The sequence below is a fragment of the Psychrobacillus sp. FSL K6-2365 genome, assembly GCF_038003165.1.
GTDB classification, from domain to species: Bacteria; Bacillota; Bacilli; order Bacillales_A; family Planococcaceae; genus Psychrobacillus; species Psychrobacillus psychrodurans.
Window position 1 is genome coordinate 3,936,880 of the sequence record NZ_JBBOOO010000001.1, and the last position, 19,029, is coordinate 3,955,908.

The 19,029-nt window shown below is 36.6% G+C and carries 16 protein-coding genes; 10 read left to right on the plus strand and 6 right to left on the minus strand.

Going from position 1 to position 19,029, the window contains the following annotated elements; translation table 11 throughout:
* Nucleotides 1-146: 146 nt before the first annotated feature.
* Together MKY29_RS19920 and MKY29_RS19925 are read left to right on the plus strand one after the other, a co-directional pair.
* Nucleotides 147-470, plus strand: a complete 324-nt coding sequence (locus MKY29_RS19920) for a PadR family transcriptional regulator (protein ID WP_090566098.1) — start codon at nucleotides 147-149, stop codon at nucleotides 468-470.
* Nucleotides 463-1,512 (plus strand): DUF4097 family beta strand repeat-containing protein, encoded by a 1,050-nt coding sequence (locus MKY29_RS19925; RefSeq protein ID WP_340880615.1) that lies wholly within the window; start codon nucleotides 463-465, stop codon nucleotides 1,510-1,512. Before MKY29_RS19920 ends, MKY29_RS19925 begins: the two co-directional genes overlap by 8 nt.
* Nucleotides 1,513-1,566: 54 nt before the next feature.
* Here MKY29_RS19925 and MKY29_RS19930 read toward each other — a convergent pair whose 3' ends face one another.
* Nucleotides 1,567-4,656, minus strand: coding sequence for an efflux RND transporter permease subunit (locus MKY29_RS19930; RefSeq protein ID WP_090566093.1), 3,090 nt, complete (start codon nucleotides 4,654-4,656; stop codon nucleotides 1,567-1,569).
* 99 nt (nucleotides 4,657-4,755) lie between these two features.
* Between MKY29_RS19930 and MKY29_RS19935 the strand changes: the two genes are divergently transcribed.
* Nucleotides 4,756-5,604 carry a TetR/AcrR family transcriptional regulator gene (locus MKY29_RS19935; protein WP_090566091.1) on the plus strand — a complete coding sequence of 283 codons (849 nt, stop codon included), beginning with the start codon at nucleotides 4,756-4,758 and terminating at the stop codon, nucleotides 5,602-5,604.
* A 195-nt stretch (nucleotides 5,605-5,799) separates the two neighbouring features.
* Nucleotides 5,800-6,375 (plus strand): hypothetical protein, encoded by a 576-nt coding sequence (locus MKY29_RS19940; RefSeq protein ID WP_340880616.1) that lies wholly within the window; start codon nucleotides 5,800-5,802, stop codon nucleotides 6,373-6,375.
* A gap of 101 nt (nucleotides 6,376-6,476) precedes the next feature.
* On the opposite strand, the gene MKY29_RS19945 is transcribed toward MKY29_RS19940, so the two are convergent.
* Nucleotides 6,477-7,328 carry a GNAT family N-acetyltransferase gene (locus MKY29_RS19945; protein WP_340880617.1) on the minus strand — a complete coding sequence of 284 codons (852 nt, stop codon included), beginning with the start codon at nucleotides 7,326-7,328 and terminating at the stop codon, nucleotides 6,477-6,479.
* A 66-nt stretch (nucleotides 7,329-7,394) separates the two neighbouring features.
* On the opposite strand from MKY29_RS19945, the gene aroD reads away from it, so the two are divergent.
* Entirely contained in the window at nucleotides 7,395-8,147 is a 753-nt protein-coding gene (gene aroD, locus MKY29_RS19950) for a type I 3-dehydroquinate dehydratase (RefSeq protein ID WP_090566082.1), read from the plus strand.
* A 70-nt stretch (nucleotides 8,148-8,217) separates the two neighbouring features.
* Here aroD and MKY29_RS19955 read toward each other — a convergent pair whose 3' ends face one another.
* Nucleotides 8,218-8,664: a GNAT family N-acetyltransferase gene (locus tag MKY29_RS19955; protein ID WP_090566079.1), complete on the minus strand. Its 447-nt coding sequence runs from the start codon at nucleotides 8,662-8,664 to the stop codon at nucleotides 8,218-8,220.
* A gap of 129 nt (nucleotides 8,665-8,793) precedes the next feature.
* Between MKY29_RS19955 and MKY29_RS19960 the strand changes: the two genes are divergently transcribed.
* Nucleotides 8,794-9,708, plus strand: a complete 915-nt coding sequence (locus tag MKY29_RS19960) for a DNA-3-methyladenine glycosylase 2 (RefSeq protein WP_090566077.1) — start codon at nucleotides 8,794-8,796, stop codon at nucleotides 9,706-9,708.
* Nucleotides 9,709-9,917: 209 nt separating this feature from the next.
* Here the strand turns inward: MKY29_RS19960 and MKY29_RS19965 are convergent, their stop codons facing one another.
* Nucleotides 9,918-11,336, minus strand: a complete 1,419-nt coding sequence (locus tag MKY29_RS19965; RefSeq protein WP_340880618.1) for a stalk domain-containing protein — start codon at nucleotides 11,334-11,336, stop codon at nucleotides 9,918-9,920.
* A 128-nt stretch (nucleotides 11,337-11,464) separates the two neighbouring features.
* Between MKY29_RS19965 and MKY29_RS19970 the strand changes: the two genes are divergently transcribed.
* The 3 genes from MKY29_RS19970 (at nucleotide 11,465) to asnB (ending at nucleotide 15,546) form a co-directional block, all read left to right on the plus strand.
* Nucleotides 11,465-12,364: an ABC transporter ATP-binding protein gene (locus tag MKY29_RS19970; protein WP_090566071.1), complete on the plus strand. Its 900-nt coding sequence runs from the start codon at nucleotides 11,465-11,467 to the stop codon at nucleotides 12,362-12,364.
* Nucleotides 12,357-13,595: an ABC transporter permease gene (locus MKY29_RS19975; RefSeq protein WP_090566068.1), complete on the plus strand. Its 1,239-nt coding sequence runs from the start codon at nucleotides 12,357-12,359 to the stop codon at nucleotides 13,593-13,595. The genes MKY29_RS19970 and MKY29_RS19975 overlap by 8 nt, the downstream gene beginning before the upstream one ends.
* 106 nt (nucleotides 13,596-13,701) lie before the next feature.
* Nucleotides 13,702-15,546: an asparagine synthase (glutamine-hydrolyzing) gene (gene asnB / locus MKY29_RS19980; RefSeq protein WP_340880904.1), complete on the plus strand. Its 1,845-nt coding sequence runs from the start codon at nucleotides 13,702-13,704 to the stop codon at nucleotides 15,544-15,546.
* 280 nt (nucleotides 15,547-15,826) lie between these two features.
* Here asnB and MKY29_RS19985 read toward each other — a convergent pair whose 3' ends face one another.
* Together MKY29_RS19985 and dapD are read right to left on the minus strand one after the other, a co-directional pair.
* On the minus strand, nucleotides 15,827-16,951 hold the full coding sequence (locus MKY29_RS19985; RefSeq protein WP_090566060.1) for an N-acetyldiaminopimelate deacetylase: 1,125 nt from the start codon (nucleotides 16,949-16,951) through the stop codon (nucleotides 15,827-15,829).
* Between the two features lie 10 nt (nucleotides 16,952-16,961).
* Nucleotides 16,962-17,675, minus strand: coding sequence for a 2,3,4,5-tetrahydropyridine-2,6-dicarboxylate N-acetyltransferase (dapD, locus tag MKY29_RS19990; RefSeq protein ID WP_093495702.1), 714 nt, complete (start codon nucleotides 17,673-17,675; stop codon nucleotides 16,962-16,964).
* 334 nt (nucleotides 17,676-18,009) lie between these two features.
* On the opposite strand from dapD, the gene MKY29_RS19995 reads away from it, so the two are divergent.
* Nucleotides 18,010-19,017 (plus strand): TAXI family TRAP transporter solute-binding subunit, encoded by a 1,008-nt coding sequence (locus MKY29_RS19995; RefSeq protein WP_445677885.1) that lies wholly within the window; start codon nucleotides 18,010-18,012, stop codon nucleotides 19,015-19,017.
* The last annotated feature ends 12 nt before the right edge of the window (nucleotides 19,018-19,029 follow it).

Genomic DNA, 19,029 nt, shown 5'->3' on the forward strand with positions numbered 1-19,029 from the left:
ACTCCCTTTCATTTCCTCTAATTATAACTGACAATTTATAAAATTATAATTGCATTTAGTCTAGTACCTTGCATAAGATAATACCATATGATATATTCTATCTAAGGTACTGTTCATTAGTTAGTAGTGGAAGGAGGAAAGAAAAGATGAATATTCAATTTAAAAAAGGAGTATTAAACTTATGTGTGCTTGTTTTATTGGATAAGCAAGATCGATATGGTTATGAGCTTGTACAAAAAATATCCGATCAGATTTCAATTTCAGAGGGATCCGTATATCCATTATTAAGACGTTTGACAAAGGAAGGCTATTTTACCACATATCTGCAGGAGTCCACAGAAGGACCCCCACGTAAATACTACAAGCTCACTGATTTAGGTCGCTCCTACTTACATGAACAATTGAAAGAATGGAAAAGTTTTACGACTGGTGTAAATAATCTAATTGAAGAGGGTGTAAAAAATGACTGAACAACAATTTTTAAATGAATTAGAAACTGCTTTAACGAGGCTGCCAGCTGAAGAGAGAAATGATATTCTTTCTGACATTAAAGAGTACTTCTCAAATGGCCGAGAAGATGGAAAATCGGATAGTGAAATTGCGGCTTCTTTAGGGTCACCAAAAGAAATTGCCAAGGAGCTTTCCGAAAACCAAGTTCAAATTCCGGAGAAAGGTACAACTCGCAATAAAATCATTAAGGTTCCTCATGCGAACTTCTCCAATGTGATGATGGATATAGAATTCGGCTCTTTATACGTAACTCCTTCGGAAACAAACGAAACAACTATAGAGGTAGTTGGAGAAAACGATAAATTACAATTAACCGTCGATATAATAAACGACACATTATCCATTCAATTTAAAACCAAAAAGTATAAACTTTTTAGTTTCATGTTCTTAATAAAAGAACTAGGAGTAAACGTTTCCCTACCTAAAAAGCTATATACAACTGTTATTATGAAAACTACTTTCGGACGAATTCGAGCTGAAAAAATACTCGCGAAGAATATAAAAACTATATCAGATAACGGGAGTATTGGATTAAAAGAATTTGCTGCAACCATTCTAGAAGTAAAAACCGATAATGGACGTATCGAAATGGAGAAAATTGAAGCTGATAAGCTCACCGCTGAAACTGATAACGGCAGAATTGAGCTTCGAAATATCGATGCCGAGCAAGTTCACACCGAAACAGATAACGGAAGAATTATGATGCAAGACGTAAACGGAAGTATTGTAGGAAAAACTGAAAACGGCAGAATCGAGCTACTAACTGCTAGCTTGGATCGAATGATTGAATTGGAGACAGACAACGGGGGCATTTTAGTAGAAACGGAAAATGACCCAACGGACGTATCTATTCATGCAAATGTAGATTTCGGTAAAATAAGTGTGTTCGGTGAAAAAAATTCTCGAACTGTTTTCGGGAACGGAACAAACAAAGTCCGTCTTTCATCGGATAATGGGAAAATAGCGGTAGAAAAGAAAAGCAGAGTAGTAGCTTATAAATAAGAAAAAGTCCTTCAAGACGACACATCTTGAAGGACTTTACTATTTTGTTACGTATTAGTTTTCTTCTATTTCCTTACGGTTTTTCTTGAATAGTTTCGATAGGATTTCATAAACAATCGGTACAACTATTAACGTTAACAACGTTGAACTTGTTAAACCACCGATTACTGTAATACCAAGACCCTTCGAGATTAAACCGCCGCCACCTGAACCAACAGCTAATGGTATCAATGCACCAATAGTTGCAATTGCAGTCATTAGGATTGGACGAAGACGAGTTGCCCCCGCTTCCAGAATTGCTTCACGCATACTCATACCATCACGTTCCATATGAATGATTCGGTCTACTAGTACAATCGCATTTGTGACTACGATACCGATTAACATGAGCATACCCATCATAACTGAAACAGATATAGTTTCTTTCGCGATCAATAAACCAACGAATGAACCTATTACTGCAAACGGTAATGAGAATAGTATAGCAAATGGTGCTACACCCTCACGGAATGTTACAACTAAGATAAAGTAAACAATTGCGATAGCCGCAAGCATTGCTATTCCAAGCTGTGTAAATGTTTCAGTCATATCTGCTGCAACACCTGCAACACCAACTGTAACACCTTTTGGTAAGTCTAATTTATCAATTGCTTCATCTACTTCTGATGTTGCAACTGAAATATCATCCCCAAGGATTGTTCCAGTAACAGTTGCATAGTACTCCCCTTTACTACGAGCAAGAGTATTAAGTGTTGTTCCTTCTTCTACTGTTACCAGCTCAGAAAGAGGCATTGTCGTACCCAATGCTGTAGGTACTTCTGTAGCTAAAATATCATCTACTGATTTTGGTTGTTGTGCTTTTTCCTGCTGAACAATTACATCTAACGTATTGCCATCTTTTTCAACTGTCGTCAATACTTCTTGTGTAGCTGAAGGACTTAACATCATGACAATTTGGCCTGTTGTTAAACCATACTGAAGTAACTCATCTTGCTCTACATTGAATGTATATTCTACATAAGCATCCTCAGTACTAGAAGAAACGTCTTCTAAACCGTCATTTTCCTTCATTACATCTTCTACCATTGTTACTGCTTCATTTAGTTTGTTTAAATCTTCACTATAGAATGTATAACTAACTTCATTTGAAGACATCGACATAGCGGAGAAGTTTTGGCTCTTCCACTCACCTGTTTGCCCAATATTAAATACATACTCTTCAATTTCTTCACGCGCTCCTGGGAAGTCTTCCATTTCTGGATCGAAGATAAGGTACATTAATGCACCGCCTGCTCCGCCACCCATCATTGCAGCTGCTGGATCAGCACTATCACTATCTGTCACTGATAATTGAAGTATATCAATATCTTTACGTTTTAATAACTCTTCTTCTACCTTGGCAACATTTGCTAATGTATCATCTTTTAGCTCACCGGCTTCTGGTGTATACGTTAAATACATAACTTTTTCTTCTTCACTTCCTAAGAAGCTGAAGCCGATTAATGGCGTTAAAGCTAAGCTACCAACTAGTAAAACGATAGATACTATAGAAGTAATTATTTTATGGTTAAGCGTCCATTCCAATATACTCTTATAACCATTAGCTAGTTTACCAACCTCTTTATGATTACTCTCATTCTTTTTACTATATAATTTCTTCTTAAACAAGAAGTGAGATAATGCTGGAACGATTGTGATAGCCACGATCAATGATGCTCCAAGTGCAAACGTCATTGTTAAAGCAAATGGCATAAACAATTCTCCTACCATACCACCTACAAATAATAATGGTGCAAATACTGCAACCGTAACTAGAGTAGATGACAAAATAGGTTTGAACATTTCAATTGTTGCTTCACGTACTAGCGCACGTCCTGATAATTTCTCATCTTTTAGATGAATACGACGATAAATATTTTCCACTACTACAATGGAGTCATCTATTACCCGTCCAATCGCAACTGTAATAGCCCCAAGGGTCATAATATTCAACGTAATATCCATCCAGTTTAATAGTAGTAACGCCATAAAAATAGAGACTGGAATAGATATGATTGAAATGACTGTTGATTTAAAATCACGTAAAAACAGTAATATGATTAATACTGCAATTAAACCACCAAATAATGCTTTTTCAATCATCGTGAAGACCGATTCTTCAATTGGCTCACCTTGGTCTAGTGATATATCAATAACAAGACCATCAATATTTTTCTGTTCTTCTTTGATCAATTCTTTCACACTATTAACAACATCAACAGTATTTGCTTGCTGTCCTTTAACAATTTGAACAGAAATTGCATCCTCTCCATTTGTACGTGAAACAGATTGAACTCTACCAACTTCTTCAATAGAAGCAATATCGCTAAGTTTCACAAATGGAGATGGGTTCGCTGCGGATGGTGTTACCGGAATAAGCATTTCCTTTAGTTCATCTGAAGTCATGAACTTACCATCTACTGAAACTGCCTCTTCTCCTTCTTCAAACTCGTATAGACCTAATGAAACTGCTAAGTCACTTGCTTGTATCATTTGTTTTACATCATCTTCTGTCAATCCAAGCTCGGTCATTTTTTCTTCGTTATACGTAAGGTTAACTTCTTCTATATGCTGTCCTGCAATAGTTGCAGAAGCTACACCATCAATTTTCTCAATCTTAGGAACTAATAGATCTGAAACTGTAGAAGTTAACTCCACAATGTCTTCTGTCTTACTACTAACACTTAATGCAACAACTGGCATCATATTCATGCTAAGAGCTGTGACAATTGGTTCCTGTGCTCCTTCAGGTAATTTTACCGACTCTAATGCTGACTTTAATGCACGATTTGCTTCGTCCATATCCTCACCATATTCATATTCCACTTGAATACTTGCCATATTCGAATTGGAATTAGAATAAACGGATTTTACACCCTCAAGATTTTCTACTACTTTTTCCAAAGGCATGGATACATCTTCCATTACCTGCTCAGGTGTTGCACCAGGATAGACATCCATTACCATTAAATATGGGATTGAGATATCTGGAATTGTTTCCATGTTCATACGTGTCCCTGAATAAATACCGGATACTGTGATAATAATTGTAAGTAGCCATACCGCTAATTTATTGTGCAGGACAAAATTAACTAAACCTTTCACTCTTACACCTACCCCTAATTGACTTTAATTTCTCAATTACTTATAATAATGACTTATTAGTCAGTTGTCAATAATATGAACTAGGAGCGGTAGTTTCAGATGGGAAAAAAACAATTAATAATGGAAAAAGCATTAGAGCTTTTTGCACAACAAGGATTTGAACTTACTTCTGTTCAACAAATCACTGAACACTGTGGGATTTCTAAAGGTGCTTTCTATTTGTCTTTCAAATCAAAAGATGAATTGATATTAGCATTAATCGACCAATTTATGAGTCAAATGATTTCAGATACTGACTATCAGGTCACAACCACCCAAAATGATGAGAAAACATTATATGAATTTTACTTTACCATGTTCCAATCCACTCAAAAGCATTCCGATTTTGCTAAAATTTTGATGAAAGAACAGTCCCAATCATTTAATAAGGAGCTTGTTATAAAATTTCATTATTATGATCGATTACTAGAGAAAACTATCCTTACTTTGATGGAAAGGTTATTTGGGGAAAAAATCGAAAATACAAAACATGATTTAGTATATTGTATTAAAGGTTTCATCAGTATTTATTCGGAATTAATTCTATTCAATAATGTCCCAGTAGATTTGGATCAGCTCGCGCAATCATTAGTGGAAAAAACAAACCTGCTTGCGACACACGCTACAATTCCATTTGTCACCGAAGAAATTTTCCAGTTAAAACGGTTGACCCATACGGAAGTAACGATTGATCAACTGCTTGAAATCTTAGAGCAGAATTTAAAAGAAGTAGAGGAGCCACTTGAAAAAGAATCGCTTACCTTGTTAAAGCAACATATACTAGAGCCCACTCTAAGCCCTGCTGTAGTAGAAGGTCTTTTAAAAAATATTCAAAGCTATCCTAGTTGCAAATGGGTTGCATTCTTACTTCGGAATTACTTCAAACTTGAATATAATGAGGGAAAATAAAATAGGGACATTTTACTTGTAGAAATCGTCTATCTGTTTCCGCATCGTTACGCTAGATTCGAAACATGAAATTACGTTGGAGCAAAAATCAGCATTAATTCACGTAAATATTAGTTGGTGATTATTTCAAGGTTCGTTCGTACATAAATCGGGTATTTTATAGACAACATCACATTTATAGAGAGTTGCGATAAAATGTTTGGATTTTCGGATTTACTATCTTTGGTAATTTCAGCATTTATCATTTTGCCTATAGTTGTATTTCTGCGAGAAACAGGTTACTTGATAGCAAGTGAGATTTTTGGTGTGAAGAATCCAAGACTAACTATCGGTTCTGGACCACGGGTTTTCAAGTTTTGGATAATTGATGTTCGAAAATATTATCATCTATTTAGCTGGTTTTCATATGATTCTTTAAAAAGGAAAAGTAAGCTAGCATATATATGTCTTTACGCAGGTCCGATCTTCATGAATCTTTCTGTGGCTCTATTATTAAATGCATTATTAGCAAACGGGTTGTTAGAAGAACATAAAACGTTTTGGAATCGCTTTGTATTTTATGCTTTTTACTATGTTTTGTTTGATATTATTCCGATGAGAACAGTAAATGGCATGCCGAATAACGGACTGATTATTTATGAAATGCTTCGCTATGGAAAACGGACTGACTATAACCATGAACCTTTTATATACAAAACAACCGATATTGAAGAGGAATACCAAGAATCTTTAGAAGAAATAGAGGATAACAAAAAAGACGAAGGAAGATAAAGTAATTCTAAGGGTAGATGAAGAGGGTAGCTATTTCCCGTCCTCCGTCTACCCCCCTTTTATAAAGTATCTTTCATTTATCTTACCGTAAAATAGTATTACTATTTTGTTTCCAATTTCAAATGAACAGAATCCACGAGCTTCTGATAGCCTATTTCTTGATAGATTTTGTTCGATGTTGGATTGAGCATATCTGTATATAGTACACAAAACTCGAATTCCTTCAATAACTCTCTACTCACTGTTGCAACCAATGTTCGTCCGTACCCTTTTTTTCGTTTTTCAGCGGGTGTAAAAACAAGTGAAACTGTTATCCCATTTGTTGTTGGCCTAGACTTTTTCATCATGGATACAACCTCTCCTTGGTCTTCCCAAAAGAAGACTTCCTTTCCATCCAACATATTTTTCACACGTTTTTTTATTTCTTTTGGAGCTGTAACGGATAACCCAGTATCTTGTTCAAACTGACTGTACCATTTCTCTATAAGCTGTGCGTCACTAATCGCTGCGTAACGCCATTTCCCTGGACTCATTTCTAGTGATTCCTCTACTTGGTCCAGTCTATATAGCCCTTGATCCATCATTAAAGAAAAGTTCCCATCGGTTTTCTCCTGCCATTTTTGTCCAAACAGAACAGCCCATTCCTTCACACTAATAATAGATTCTACCGGTACGGCATGCTTGGTTAATTCAGATATACATAAATCTATGCACGTAGATATTTGATTTTCATCAACAAATATAATATTTAAAGGATGTGGTGGAGTCATTTGAAAGATTGCTAGTAATTTACCGTTTTCTTCAATAGTTGCCATGTACGGATTTTCGTATGCACCAGCTTTTATCCCCTTCAAAACACCTAGAAGCAGGCTAAATTTATCTTCATTTTCTTCCAAAAAGGGTGTTACTATTTTTGCAAATGCATCTACGTTTTCATAACGCTGAAAATTCATAAAATTGCCCTCCTTTTATCTTTGTATGTTAATATAACCTAAAACAACGCTGGAGGGGATACTTTTATGAAAGTTGTTTCTATCAGAGATATCCATATAGGAAAAGGTATACCAAAAGTCATTGTACCAATAATGGGAGATACTCTAGAAGCGCTCCTTTTGGAAATAAAAACAATTAAACAAATAAACCTAGACATCGTCGAATGGCGTGCAGATTTGTTTGAGGATATTGAAGATTTGGCTACGGTAAAACAAACACTCTCAATCATTCGTAAAGAGCTACACTCTATACCACTCTTATTCACTTTTAGAACCCATCGGGAGGGTGGCAACAAAACTATTGAAGATTCGTACTACAAGAACCTTCTTGTGGAAGTGATGAAAACAGATGAAATAGATTTAGTAGACGTAGAGTTGTTTTCACCCAATGTGACAGAAATTATGGAGATCGCCAAAAAAAGTGATGTCGTTACCATTATGTCTAATCATGATTTCGAAAAGACTCCTGCCAAGGAAGAGATCATGTGGAGACTTAGAAGAATGCAAGAATTGGATGCACATATCACTAAAATTGCCGTAATGCCGAACAATCCAGCAGATGTTCTGACATTGCTAGAAGCGACGTATACCATGCAATCATTGTATGCAGACCGCCCGATTATCTCCATGTCTATGGATTCTACCGGTGTCATAAGTCGATTAGCTGGAGAAATTTTTGGTTCTGCAGCAACATTCGGTGCTGGTGTAGCACCATCTGCTCCTGGTCAAATCCCAGCGAGTGATCTTAAACGTATTTTAGAATTACTACATACACAATAACAAAAGCGAAATGCTCTTGGATATTGGACAGAATTAGCTAAAGCACAGGGAGGGATGCACTCCCCCCCTTTTATAGTAGCTGCCTTAGGCGAATCATATCTACACATGAGATACCATTTTCGATTATTTCCTCTTCATAATGAGCTGTGAAAAAGTCTATATCCACACCGACAATTCGAAATCCACATTTTTGATAAAGAGCTAGCTGATCAATACTTGAATTGCCTGTACCTAATTCAATGACTTTATATCCTTGTTCCTTTGCCATATTTATAGCACCTATTACGAGCGCTTTCCCAAACCCTTTACCTCGATAATGCTCCTCTATAGCAATATTAACGAGTTCTACGGTTTCTGGTCTAGTTGAAAGTAGTACAAATATGCCTACTATTTCTCCACCTTCTTCGCCTATGTAGCATTTCCCCCTCTCTAAATATTGCTGGATAAGCTTCTTAGAAGGATCTGCCTGTAATAATAATTCTATTGGGTATGCTTCATTTATTCGTCTTATTTCCATGTAATATCCTCTACTTTCTGTTGTAAATGTCTAATACACACTGTATCATCTCAACCTTCCTTCTTGTATACTTTTAGCATAACTCATTTTCCTAATATTACTAAGAACGTATAAAGGAGGTGGCGCAATTTGTTTTGGGAAGAAATAGACGACAAAATACTATTACATACTCCATCTGGATTTAACTTTTCTAATAATCTTCAATATCTCTCCAGATCAACCAATGAATGCTTATTTCATATTCAGGACAATAAAATCCGAAAAGCAATACCATTAGGAACTTGCAACCTATTAATAGAAATCAGCGAATACAAAGATCAAATTCTAGCAATTAATTTTATAAATGATACATGTCCCGATGGTAAAAATCGCAATGAAGAGATAGTAGCCTATATAATTGAGTGGTTTGACCTAAATGCGGATTTGCAGGAATTTTATAAATTAGCCTCCACTGATCCAATATTGTCACAAGCGGCTCAAAAATTTGAAGGGCTACGCATTATGGGTATTCCTGATTTATTTGAGGCAATGACATGGGGCATCCTAGGTCAACAGATTAACCTTACCTATGCCTATACATTGAAGCGTCGTTTAGTGGAAACTTATGGACATTCTATTCATTTTGAAGGTCATGACTATTGGTTATTCCCTACACCTGATACTATTGCAAATCTGACCGTACATGACTTAAGTGGACTAAAAATGACCGTAAAAAAATGTGAGTACTTAATAGATGTGGCAAACTTAATCCACAAAGGTCTACTGACAAAAGAAATGCTCTTAGCAGAAAATGATGTAAAAAGAGCTGAAAAGATTCTTACTCAAATCCGAGGGATTGGTCCGTGGACCGCTAATTATGTATTAATGCGCTGTTTAAGATTTCCTTCCGCTTTTCCTATTGATGATGTAGGACTACATAATGCTATTAAACAGGTAACTGGCTCACCGACTAAACCTACGAGGACTGAAATTATGCAACTGGCTCAGCACTGGACCGGTTGGGAAGCATATGCAACCTTTTATTTATGGAGATTACTTTATTGAAGGTCAAAATTTGCAGGAAGCGTCGAATTTAGATTGCCCTCCATTTGAGGTGACACTCTTATCCTTCGTTCCTCCACTCGAAAAGGAAGCCAGCACTATTATTCACTCTTAAAAGTGTCGAAAACCCATTGTTTACGCTACATTTTTATATACTTCCTTATCTTTAAATAAACCCCATCCTTCTCAACTAGAAAAGGATGGGGTTATGATTATTTTAATATATCTAGAATTTCTTCTGATACATATGTTTTCTTATCTTTTAGCACTGGTCGTTCTAAAAATAATCGCAGACTTTTATTGTAGCTGTAAATATTCATGTTACGTATAACCTTAATAGAACTATTCCCCTTTGTAAGTGTTACTGTCTTTTGTGAAGAGGCAGGATAAGACTCCACTTTATATCCAAGTTGTTCAGCCACTTGAAGAAGCGGAATCATTTTTACCCCATTTTGTATAAAATGATCATCATTAATAATCTGTTTCAGATCGGCTGAAAGATAGTTTACAGCAACAATTTTCGTTGGAACTGTTTGGGCTGGAATGCTTTTTGTAGTGATATTATAAAAAACAATTAGCTCTTTTCCTTCTAAATCCTTCTTAGTTATTACTTCCCCATTTTCATTAAGTATTTCAGTCTCTGTGGAAATATTTAATTTAAGCTCTCCATCTAAACTAATCATATCTTGGTCAAACTTCGACACTTTCGAGAAGCTAACTTTTTCTTTATCTTGAACAATGAGAATCTCTGGTGTTATTCTTGCTGGATATATCAAGATCATTGGCTTGTTTTTATCATAGTAAGCATCTATTTTTTGGCCCACTTGAAAGGATTCTTTTTTAACCGCTTCAGCATTTGTCCCATTTAAAAGAAGGACATTATTATCTAGTGTAAAAATAGTTGTAGTTGGCTCATCTTCTTCTGTCACTACTGTTAGTGCAACCTGATTTTTATCGTTTGTTATATCAGTAATGACACCTGAAAATTTTACGAAGTTTGAAGCTTCAACTGCTTCTTCAGCTTTTTCAGTTGAAATTGCTACTACTTTAGTTGGGGCTGTCTGAGCTGGAATGCTTTTAGTCGCCACCGTATAGAATACAATAAGCTCTTTTCCACTTAAGTCTTGTCGTTCTATTTTTTCTCCTTCAGTGTTTTCGAAAGTAGTTTTACTATCTACTTTCAAATTCAATTTATTATCTAAACTACGCAGTTTTTCATCAAACTTCCCTACTTTAACGGAACCAAATGTTTTAGCATCATGTACGACTACTAATTCAGGAGAAATTTGCGGTGGATATATCATGAGCATCGGTTTATCTTTACCATAGTAAGCATCTATTTGTTGCCCTTTTTGGAATGCCGCTTTTTCCATCTTTTTCGTTGAACCGCTATTGTATATCATTGTTTCACTCGTTACGGTGTAAAAAGTGATCTGTGGCTCTTTGCCAGTTGTTTCTACCGTCAAAGTAACAGTGTCCTTTTTTTCTTCTACATTCGTTATAATCCCAGAACCTTTTAAAAAGTTAGTTGCTTCAATTTTCGCATCGTCACTTTTCGCATAGACTGATCCTTGGCTCCATCCTAGCCCTAGCATTAAAATTATTGCGAAAACTCCCAAAATTTTCTTCATCAAATCTCTCCTTTTTTTGCTTCTCTTTCCATTTGACGGGCCTATTTACAAAAACGTTACAATTTTTTTGAAACATTCTTAAATTTGATTCGTATAAAGTGTAAAGAGAAAAAGATAGGAGTTTGAATATGACGTTATCAATCAACCAAGTAACTAAGAGATACCAAGACTTCGTCGCTGTTAACAGTTTGTCCTTTTCAATTGAAAAAGGAGAAATCTTTGGATTGATCGGACAGAATGGTGCTGGTAAAACAACAACATTTCGCATGATTTTAGACTTACAGGAGACTACTGAAGGAAGTATTACGTGGAATGGGAAGCAAATTAACTCCATTAACCGAGATATTCTAGGCTATTTACCTGAAGAGCGCGGCATCTTCCCTGCAATGACAGTGGAAGACCAATTATACTTCTTCGGAGAGCTAAGAGGGAAGACAAAAAAAGATCTTAAAAAAGAAGTAGACTACTGGATTAATCGTTTTGAATTAGAGGATAAGCGAAAAGCAAAAGCGGAAACCTTGTCCAAAGGAAACCAACAAAAGGTCCAACTAATTGCTAGCTTTATACATCAACCAGAGTTCCTGATATTAGATGAGCCTTTTAGTGGCTTGGATCCTGTTAATATGGATTTACTAAAGCAAGCAATTCTGGACTTAAAGCGCAAGGGAACGACTATATTATTTTCTAGTCATCAAATGGATAATGTTGAAGAGCTTTGTGATCATTTATGCTTACTGAAACGTGGTGTGTCCTTGTTTTCAGGAAGCTTATTGGACTTAAAGAAACAATACGGTAAAACAAAATTAACGATACGTACAGAAATTCCAAGAGAAGTCTTAGCTGGATTGCATGGTGTAAGGGATATTCAAGTTGGGAAGGATCATTATACATTAACACTTGAGGATGAATCATATGCGCAGTCTATCTTCGACTATGTATCTAATGGAAAATATATAGAGAAATTCAGTTTGGATTATTTATCATTAGATGAAATCTTCAAGGATAAGGTAGGTGGTACACATGTCTAAATTTTGGCTATTAGTTAAGCAGTTATATGTTCAAAAAGTAAAAGCGAAATCATTTATATTTTCTATCGTACTATATGTTGCAGTGATCAGTGGAGTTATGTTCTGGTCAGATATTAAAGAAGCGTTTTTCCAAGAAGAAGCTTTACAGATTGCTTTAATCAACGAAACAGATATAGAAATCGAGGCTTTATTTGAATCGACTAACGACATAGAATTCACCTTTCCAACTGATGAGGTAGAAAAGGTAGAAGAACAAGTCGTCAACGGGGACTTTGCCGCTGTAATTTTCGTTGAGGATCAGGACAATTCATTGACAGCAGAAATCGCCACATTTGAACCACTAACATTTAATGATCAGCAAAGCCTTTCTTCAACTCTACAGTATGCAGGGAAAATATATGAAGTACAGCAGCTAAATTTAACAGCTGAGCAAGCTGACAAAATTCTTCAATCCGAAACTACTATCACGATGAAAAATCTTGATGAGCAATCTGCCTCAGGTAAAAGTGAGGATGAGAAGGCTGCAGGAATTGGTGCTTCCTTTTTAATAGGCTTTTTAATTTATTCATTTGTTATGACATTTTTATCGATGATTACAACTGATGTTGCTTCCGAAAAAGGTTCACGTGTTCTAGAGGTTTTACTCGCTAGTGTAAAGCCAGCTACACATTTTATGGCGAAGTTAACCGGAACATTTCTCCTAGCATTGACACAAATTGCGGGATTATTACTTGTTCAAGGATTGTTATTCGCACTCATTGATGGAGGATCTAAATGGGATGTTGTCCAGGAAATTGCCAACGAATTATCCCTGGCATTTATCGGATACTCAGTAGCATTTTTATTGATAACAATCATTCTATACTTAATACTTGGTGCATTATTAGGGTCTTTAGTTTCCAAGGTTGAGGAATCAAGTCAGGCGATGATGCCTGCGATGATGGTAGGAATTATTGGATTTTACGTTTTAATCTCAGGTATGGCAAGTCCTGATACGCTGCTGATTAAAGTATTCTCTTATATTCCGTTCACGTCAGGTATGGTAATGCCACTACGAATTGGAGCAACAGATATATCCACATTTGAACCAATTCTGTCCATGGCTATATTAATCGTCACTGTAATTCTTCTATTCCTATTAAGCTTATCCTTCTATAAACGAAGTGTTTTAACTTATAGTAGTGGGGGAATAATTCAAAAAATCAAAACCGTTTTAAAGGTCACAACTTAATATATTTCACAGAAATAATCGCATAGGGACCCACCCTTGCGATTATTTTTTTGATACAATTTTTGATTTCTTGCATAAAATAATGGATGAAAGAAGGGATGCATATATGTGTGGAATTACTGGTTGGATTCATTTTCAAAGAGATTTGCGAAACGAATTATCAGCGGTTTCGAAAATGACGGAAACCTTAAAGAAGCGTGGTCCAGATGACGATAATATTTGGAGTTCTCCGCACGCCGTGTTTGGACATCGCCGTCTAACAGTGGTAGATCCTGTTGGTGGAAAACAACCAATGACTAAAAACTATCAGTCAAGTGAATATACACTTACGTATAATGGAGAGCTATATAATACAGAGGATCTCAGAACAGAATTATTGAAACGTGGGCATTCCTTCTCTGGCCATTCGGATACCGAGGTTTTATTGACCTCTTATATTGAATGGAAGGAAAAATGCGTTGACTACTTTAACGGTATATTTGCTTTTGCAATTTGGGATGAGATGGAACAAAAAGTATTTATTGCACGCGATCGCCTTGGAGTTAAACCACTTTTTTATACTGAGAAAAACGGGGGTTTCCTATTTGGCTCTGAGCAAAAATCGATCTTCGCACATCCTGCTATTTCTCCAATCATAAATAGAAATGGCCTTGCAGAGATTATTGGTTTAGGCCCATCTCGTCTCCCTGGTTCAGGCGTGTACAAGGATATACATGAATTACGCCCCGCACACGCACTAAGCTTAACTAGTAAAGGACTCCGTACTTGGCGCTACTGGAATGTAGAAAGCAAGGAGCATACAGATTCTTTAGACGAAACAATCGAAAAAGTTCGCTTTCTAGTAACCGATGCTGTAGAAAGACAACTTGTATCTGACGTACCTCTTTGCACATTTCTTTCTGGTGGTTTGGATTCTAGTATCATTACGTCAATCGCTGCCAAATCCTATTCACATAATTCTAAATCCTCTCTGAACACATACTCCATTGACTATCAAGACAATGACCATCATTTTAAAGGCAATACCTTTCAGCCATCAAACGACCTCCCTTGGATTCAAAAGGTGACAAACCATCTAGAAACGAAACATCATTTCTCTATTATTACCCAACAAAAATTAGCGGAGTTTTTAAGAGAGGCTGTTCACGTTCGTGATCTTCCTGGAATGGCCGATATCGATTCATCTTTACTTTGGTTTTGCAGAGAAATTAAACAGGATTTTACAGTAGGACTTTCTGGAGAGTGCGCTGATGAGATTTTTGGTGGCTATCCATGGTTCCATCAGGTTGGAAACGCAGAAAAAGGTTTTCCCTGGATACGATCTACCAATGAACGCTTTCAGCTATTAAACGATAGTTGGCAAGGTAAATTAAAAATAGAAGAATATGTACAAAATGCATACGATACAACTATAGCTGAAACTCCTCTGCTAGAGGGGGAAACAGATATAGAAGCAAAAAGACGAGCATTATTTTATACAAATATGACATGGTTTATGACTACTCTTTTAGATAGAAAAGATCGTATGAGTATGGGTGCTAGTTTAGAGGTCCGCGTGCCATTTGCGGATCACCGATTGGTAGAGTATGCATGGAACATTCCTTGGGAATACAAAATGGTTGGCAACCAGGAAAAAGGTATTCTACGAAAGGCATTTCAAGATAGCTTGCCATATGATGTACTTTATCGCAAAAAAAGCCCATATCCCAAAACCCATAATCCAGTCTACACAGGGATTGTAAGTAATATGTTAAAAGAGCAATTGCAAGATAAAAACTCTATTCTGCATGAGCTTTTCCAAAAGCAACGTCTAGCTGATTTAGTAGAATCGAATGGGGAAGCATTTAAAGTACCATGGTTCGGTCAGTTAATGTCTGGTCCACAACTTCTTGCATATCTAGTGCAAATGCATATTTGGTTTAAGGAATATAATGTTCAACTGGTGGATTAAAAACTCCAGCCACACTTCAAGAGATTTGTATTCCTAACTAGGCAGAGATGCGTGGGATGGATAAATTTCCCGTTCCGCAAGTAAATCATCATCCAGAGCAAGTAAACAAACAGCGAACACAAGTAACTTATGAATTAAAGCAAGTAACTGCCCGATGAACGCAAGTAACTGGCATGCCAAAGCAAGTAAATGGTTAAGAAGGTTAGATCTTCGCTTAATAATTATGGGAAAATAAACAAAAGAAGCTACTCAATCCTTAGACAGAGTAGCTTCTTTTGTATTAACCTGAAATTTTACGAAAGTAGGAATCTATAAATGGCACAAGATAGTCAATCACCGCTTCATCTGGATTGAGCTTCGGATGATGCAATCCATAAGGGGAATCAACTCCAGCCCAAAATAACAGTCCCGGTATTTCTTGCAGGAAATAACCAAAGTCTTCGCCAGTCATAGCCGCATCACATAAAATGGCGTTAGTTGCAGGATCAGCTTCCGCAAATGCCAAAAACTCGTTTGCAAGTACCTCATCATTTTTAACTTGATAATAGGACGAACCATAGTTTATTTGAACAGAGCATTCAAAAGCAATTTCTGCTGCTCGACAAAATGCCTCGATCTTCTCTTTAATAATTGTCATTGTTCCTGCATCCATCGTACGAATAGTTCCCTCTAACCTAGCATGTCCAGAAATTATATTCTGTACTGTTCCAGAGGTGAACTTCCCAATCGTAAGTACTGCCGGATCCATCGGATTGACAGAACGGCTTACAATTGTCTGAAGTTGCAATAGTAGCGTAGCGGCCGCAACAGACATATCTCTGGCTTGATGCGGAAATGCTGCATGCCCCTCCTTACCAATGACATCTATAAACAATTCAGATGTATTGGCAAATAACAAACCTGGGCGCGTAGCTACAGTACCAACAGGGAATTCTGGTGCTACATGAAAGGCAAATATTTTATCAGGTACCAAAGCTTGTTGCTCTTCTTTCAGCCATTCACGCATTGGGAGAGCACCACCCGGACTTTCCTCAGCTGGTTGAAATAGAATAACTGCATGATCTTTTATAGGGTTTTCTACTAATTTTCTTAGTAGCCCCAGTGCCACAGTCATATGCATATCATGACCACAAGCATGCATTTTCCCCGGATGACTGGATTCAAAGGAAAGCCCAGTCACCTCTGTTATCGGAAGACCATCGATATCCGTTCTCCACCCAATCGTTTGTGTAGGTTCGGTTCCCTCTATTTTCACAACTATACCTGTTTTCCAAGTAGTAATTGTCAGTCTATCCTGTGGAAGTGTACGAATTTGCTCCAATAAATAATTTTGTGTTTTTACTTCTTCAAAACCTAATTCAGGTATGCGATGTAAATCTCTCCGAATATCTTGTAAGGTTTTCATCAGCTACCAACTACAACTGACGTAATTCTTGCATGATTTCCGTTTTTGATCTTGTTTGATCATCAATTTCTTTAATCACTTTTGCGGGTGCTCCAACGGCAACCGAGTACGGTGGAATATCCTTCGTTACAATTGCACCAGCAGCTACAACTGCTCCTTTACCAACTCTACAACCTTCAAGAACTACAACATTTGCACCAATTAGTACATCATCTTCAATAATGACAGGAGTTGCAGAAGGTGGCTCAATTACTCCAGCTAGCACTGCACCTGCACCAATATGACAGTTTTTCCCGACAGTCGCACGACCACCCAGAACTGCACCCATATCAATCATCGTACCTTCTCCAATAACCGCACCAATATTAATGAGTGCACCCATCATAATTACACTATTATCGCCGATACTAACTTGATCTCGAATAATTGCACCTGGCTCAATACGTGCATTTATCCCCTTCAAATCTAAAAGTGGAATAGCAGAATTACGACTTTCGTTCTCAACTACTACATCTTCAATTTGATCTTTATATTCATTTAAAACGGATTCGATTTCAGACCATTCTCCAAATAATACTAGGGAATTTCCTTCACCAAAAACTTTCGTATGTTCTCCGAAAGAAATCTGATTTATGCCGTTTCCTTTTATGTATACTTTCACCTGCGTAGATTTCTTTGCATGCTGAATATATGAAATAATTTCGTTTGCATCTAGTTGTTTCATTCTCCATACCTCCTCAAATATGTATCTATTCTACAGTAATTTTTATTAAAAATCACGAATTAAAATGCATTTTTCAAAATTTAACCAACAGTAAGTTATTTTGAAACTAGTGAAATATTATTGATGATAAACTTCCACGATAACTTTTAACTTACTAGATAGTATTATGCAGATTTCACCAATTATTATCAAATTATCAGAAAATACAGAGAACACGTTGTAAATTATCAGATTACTAATATAATAATATTAATCTTCTATTTTTAAGTACTACAATTTTAAGCATTTTTTTTGTAGGTACTTTCAATTGAGTGGGAGAAATAATTATTTTGGGGTGAGAAAGTTGAAGAAAAATCAATTCAGGTTTTTAGCTTTACTTCTCGGCATGATATTATTACTCGCAGCTTGTAGTGAAAGCAAAAAAAATATTGCAATTGGTCCTCCTGCCAGTGAAACAAATTCAGTTTCAAAAATTATCTTGGATGCCTACGGTCTCGAAGAAGGAGATTATAATGAGCATCAAGAAGGATTTGGAGATGCTGCTGACGGTGTGCAGGACGGAAACATTGACATTTCAATTGGAATTCTAGGACTTCCAGCCGCAAGTATTGAAAGCCTCCAAGCCTCCTCTGGTGACGTTGTGATGATTAGCCTTACTGATAACGCCATCAAGCATATTGAAGCTAATAGCGGATATAGACGTCATACAATTCCTAAGGACACATACGATTTTCTCGAGTCTGATGTCGAAACAGTTACTGCATATGCAATCCTCATGGCTAATACAGATACAATTAATGAAGAACTTGGTTATAATCTAACAAAAATTATGATTGAAAAAGCAAGTGAAAATACACATGCTCAAGCAAAACAAATGACCTTAGAAAATGCACTTTTAGGTTCAGAAGGTCTTCCCATCCATCCTGGAGCTAAACGCTATTACGAAGAACAAGGATTAACAGTAGAAAATCCAGTTGCTGAACTTAGTGCAGATGTAAGTGATGCCAAGAACGAATTCATCCTTGGTACCGGTAGTCAGGGTGGCACCTACTATCCTTTAGGTGGTGAAATGGCGAGCATTTGGAATAAGAATATTGATGATTTTAACGTGACAAACACCGAAACCGGGGCATCTGTTGAAAACTTATCTAGTATAAGAGATGGTCACATGGATTTAGGGATGACAGTACATGTACCAGCATTACAAGCAATAAATGGTGAAGCTGCATTCGAAGGTCACAAAGTTCCAAACACCGCTTTCATAGGGCATATTTATCCAGAAGTTATCCAAATAGTTACACGAGAAGATTCTGGTATAAAAAGCTTTGATGATTTGAAATAAAACTTCTAGTTT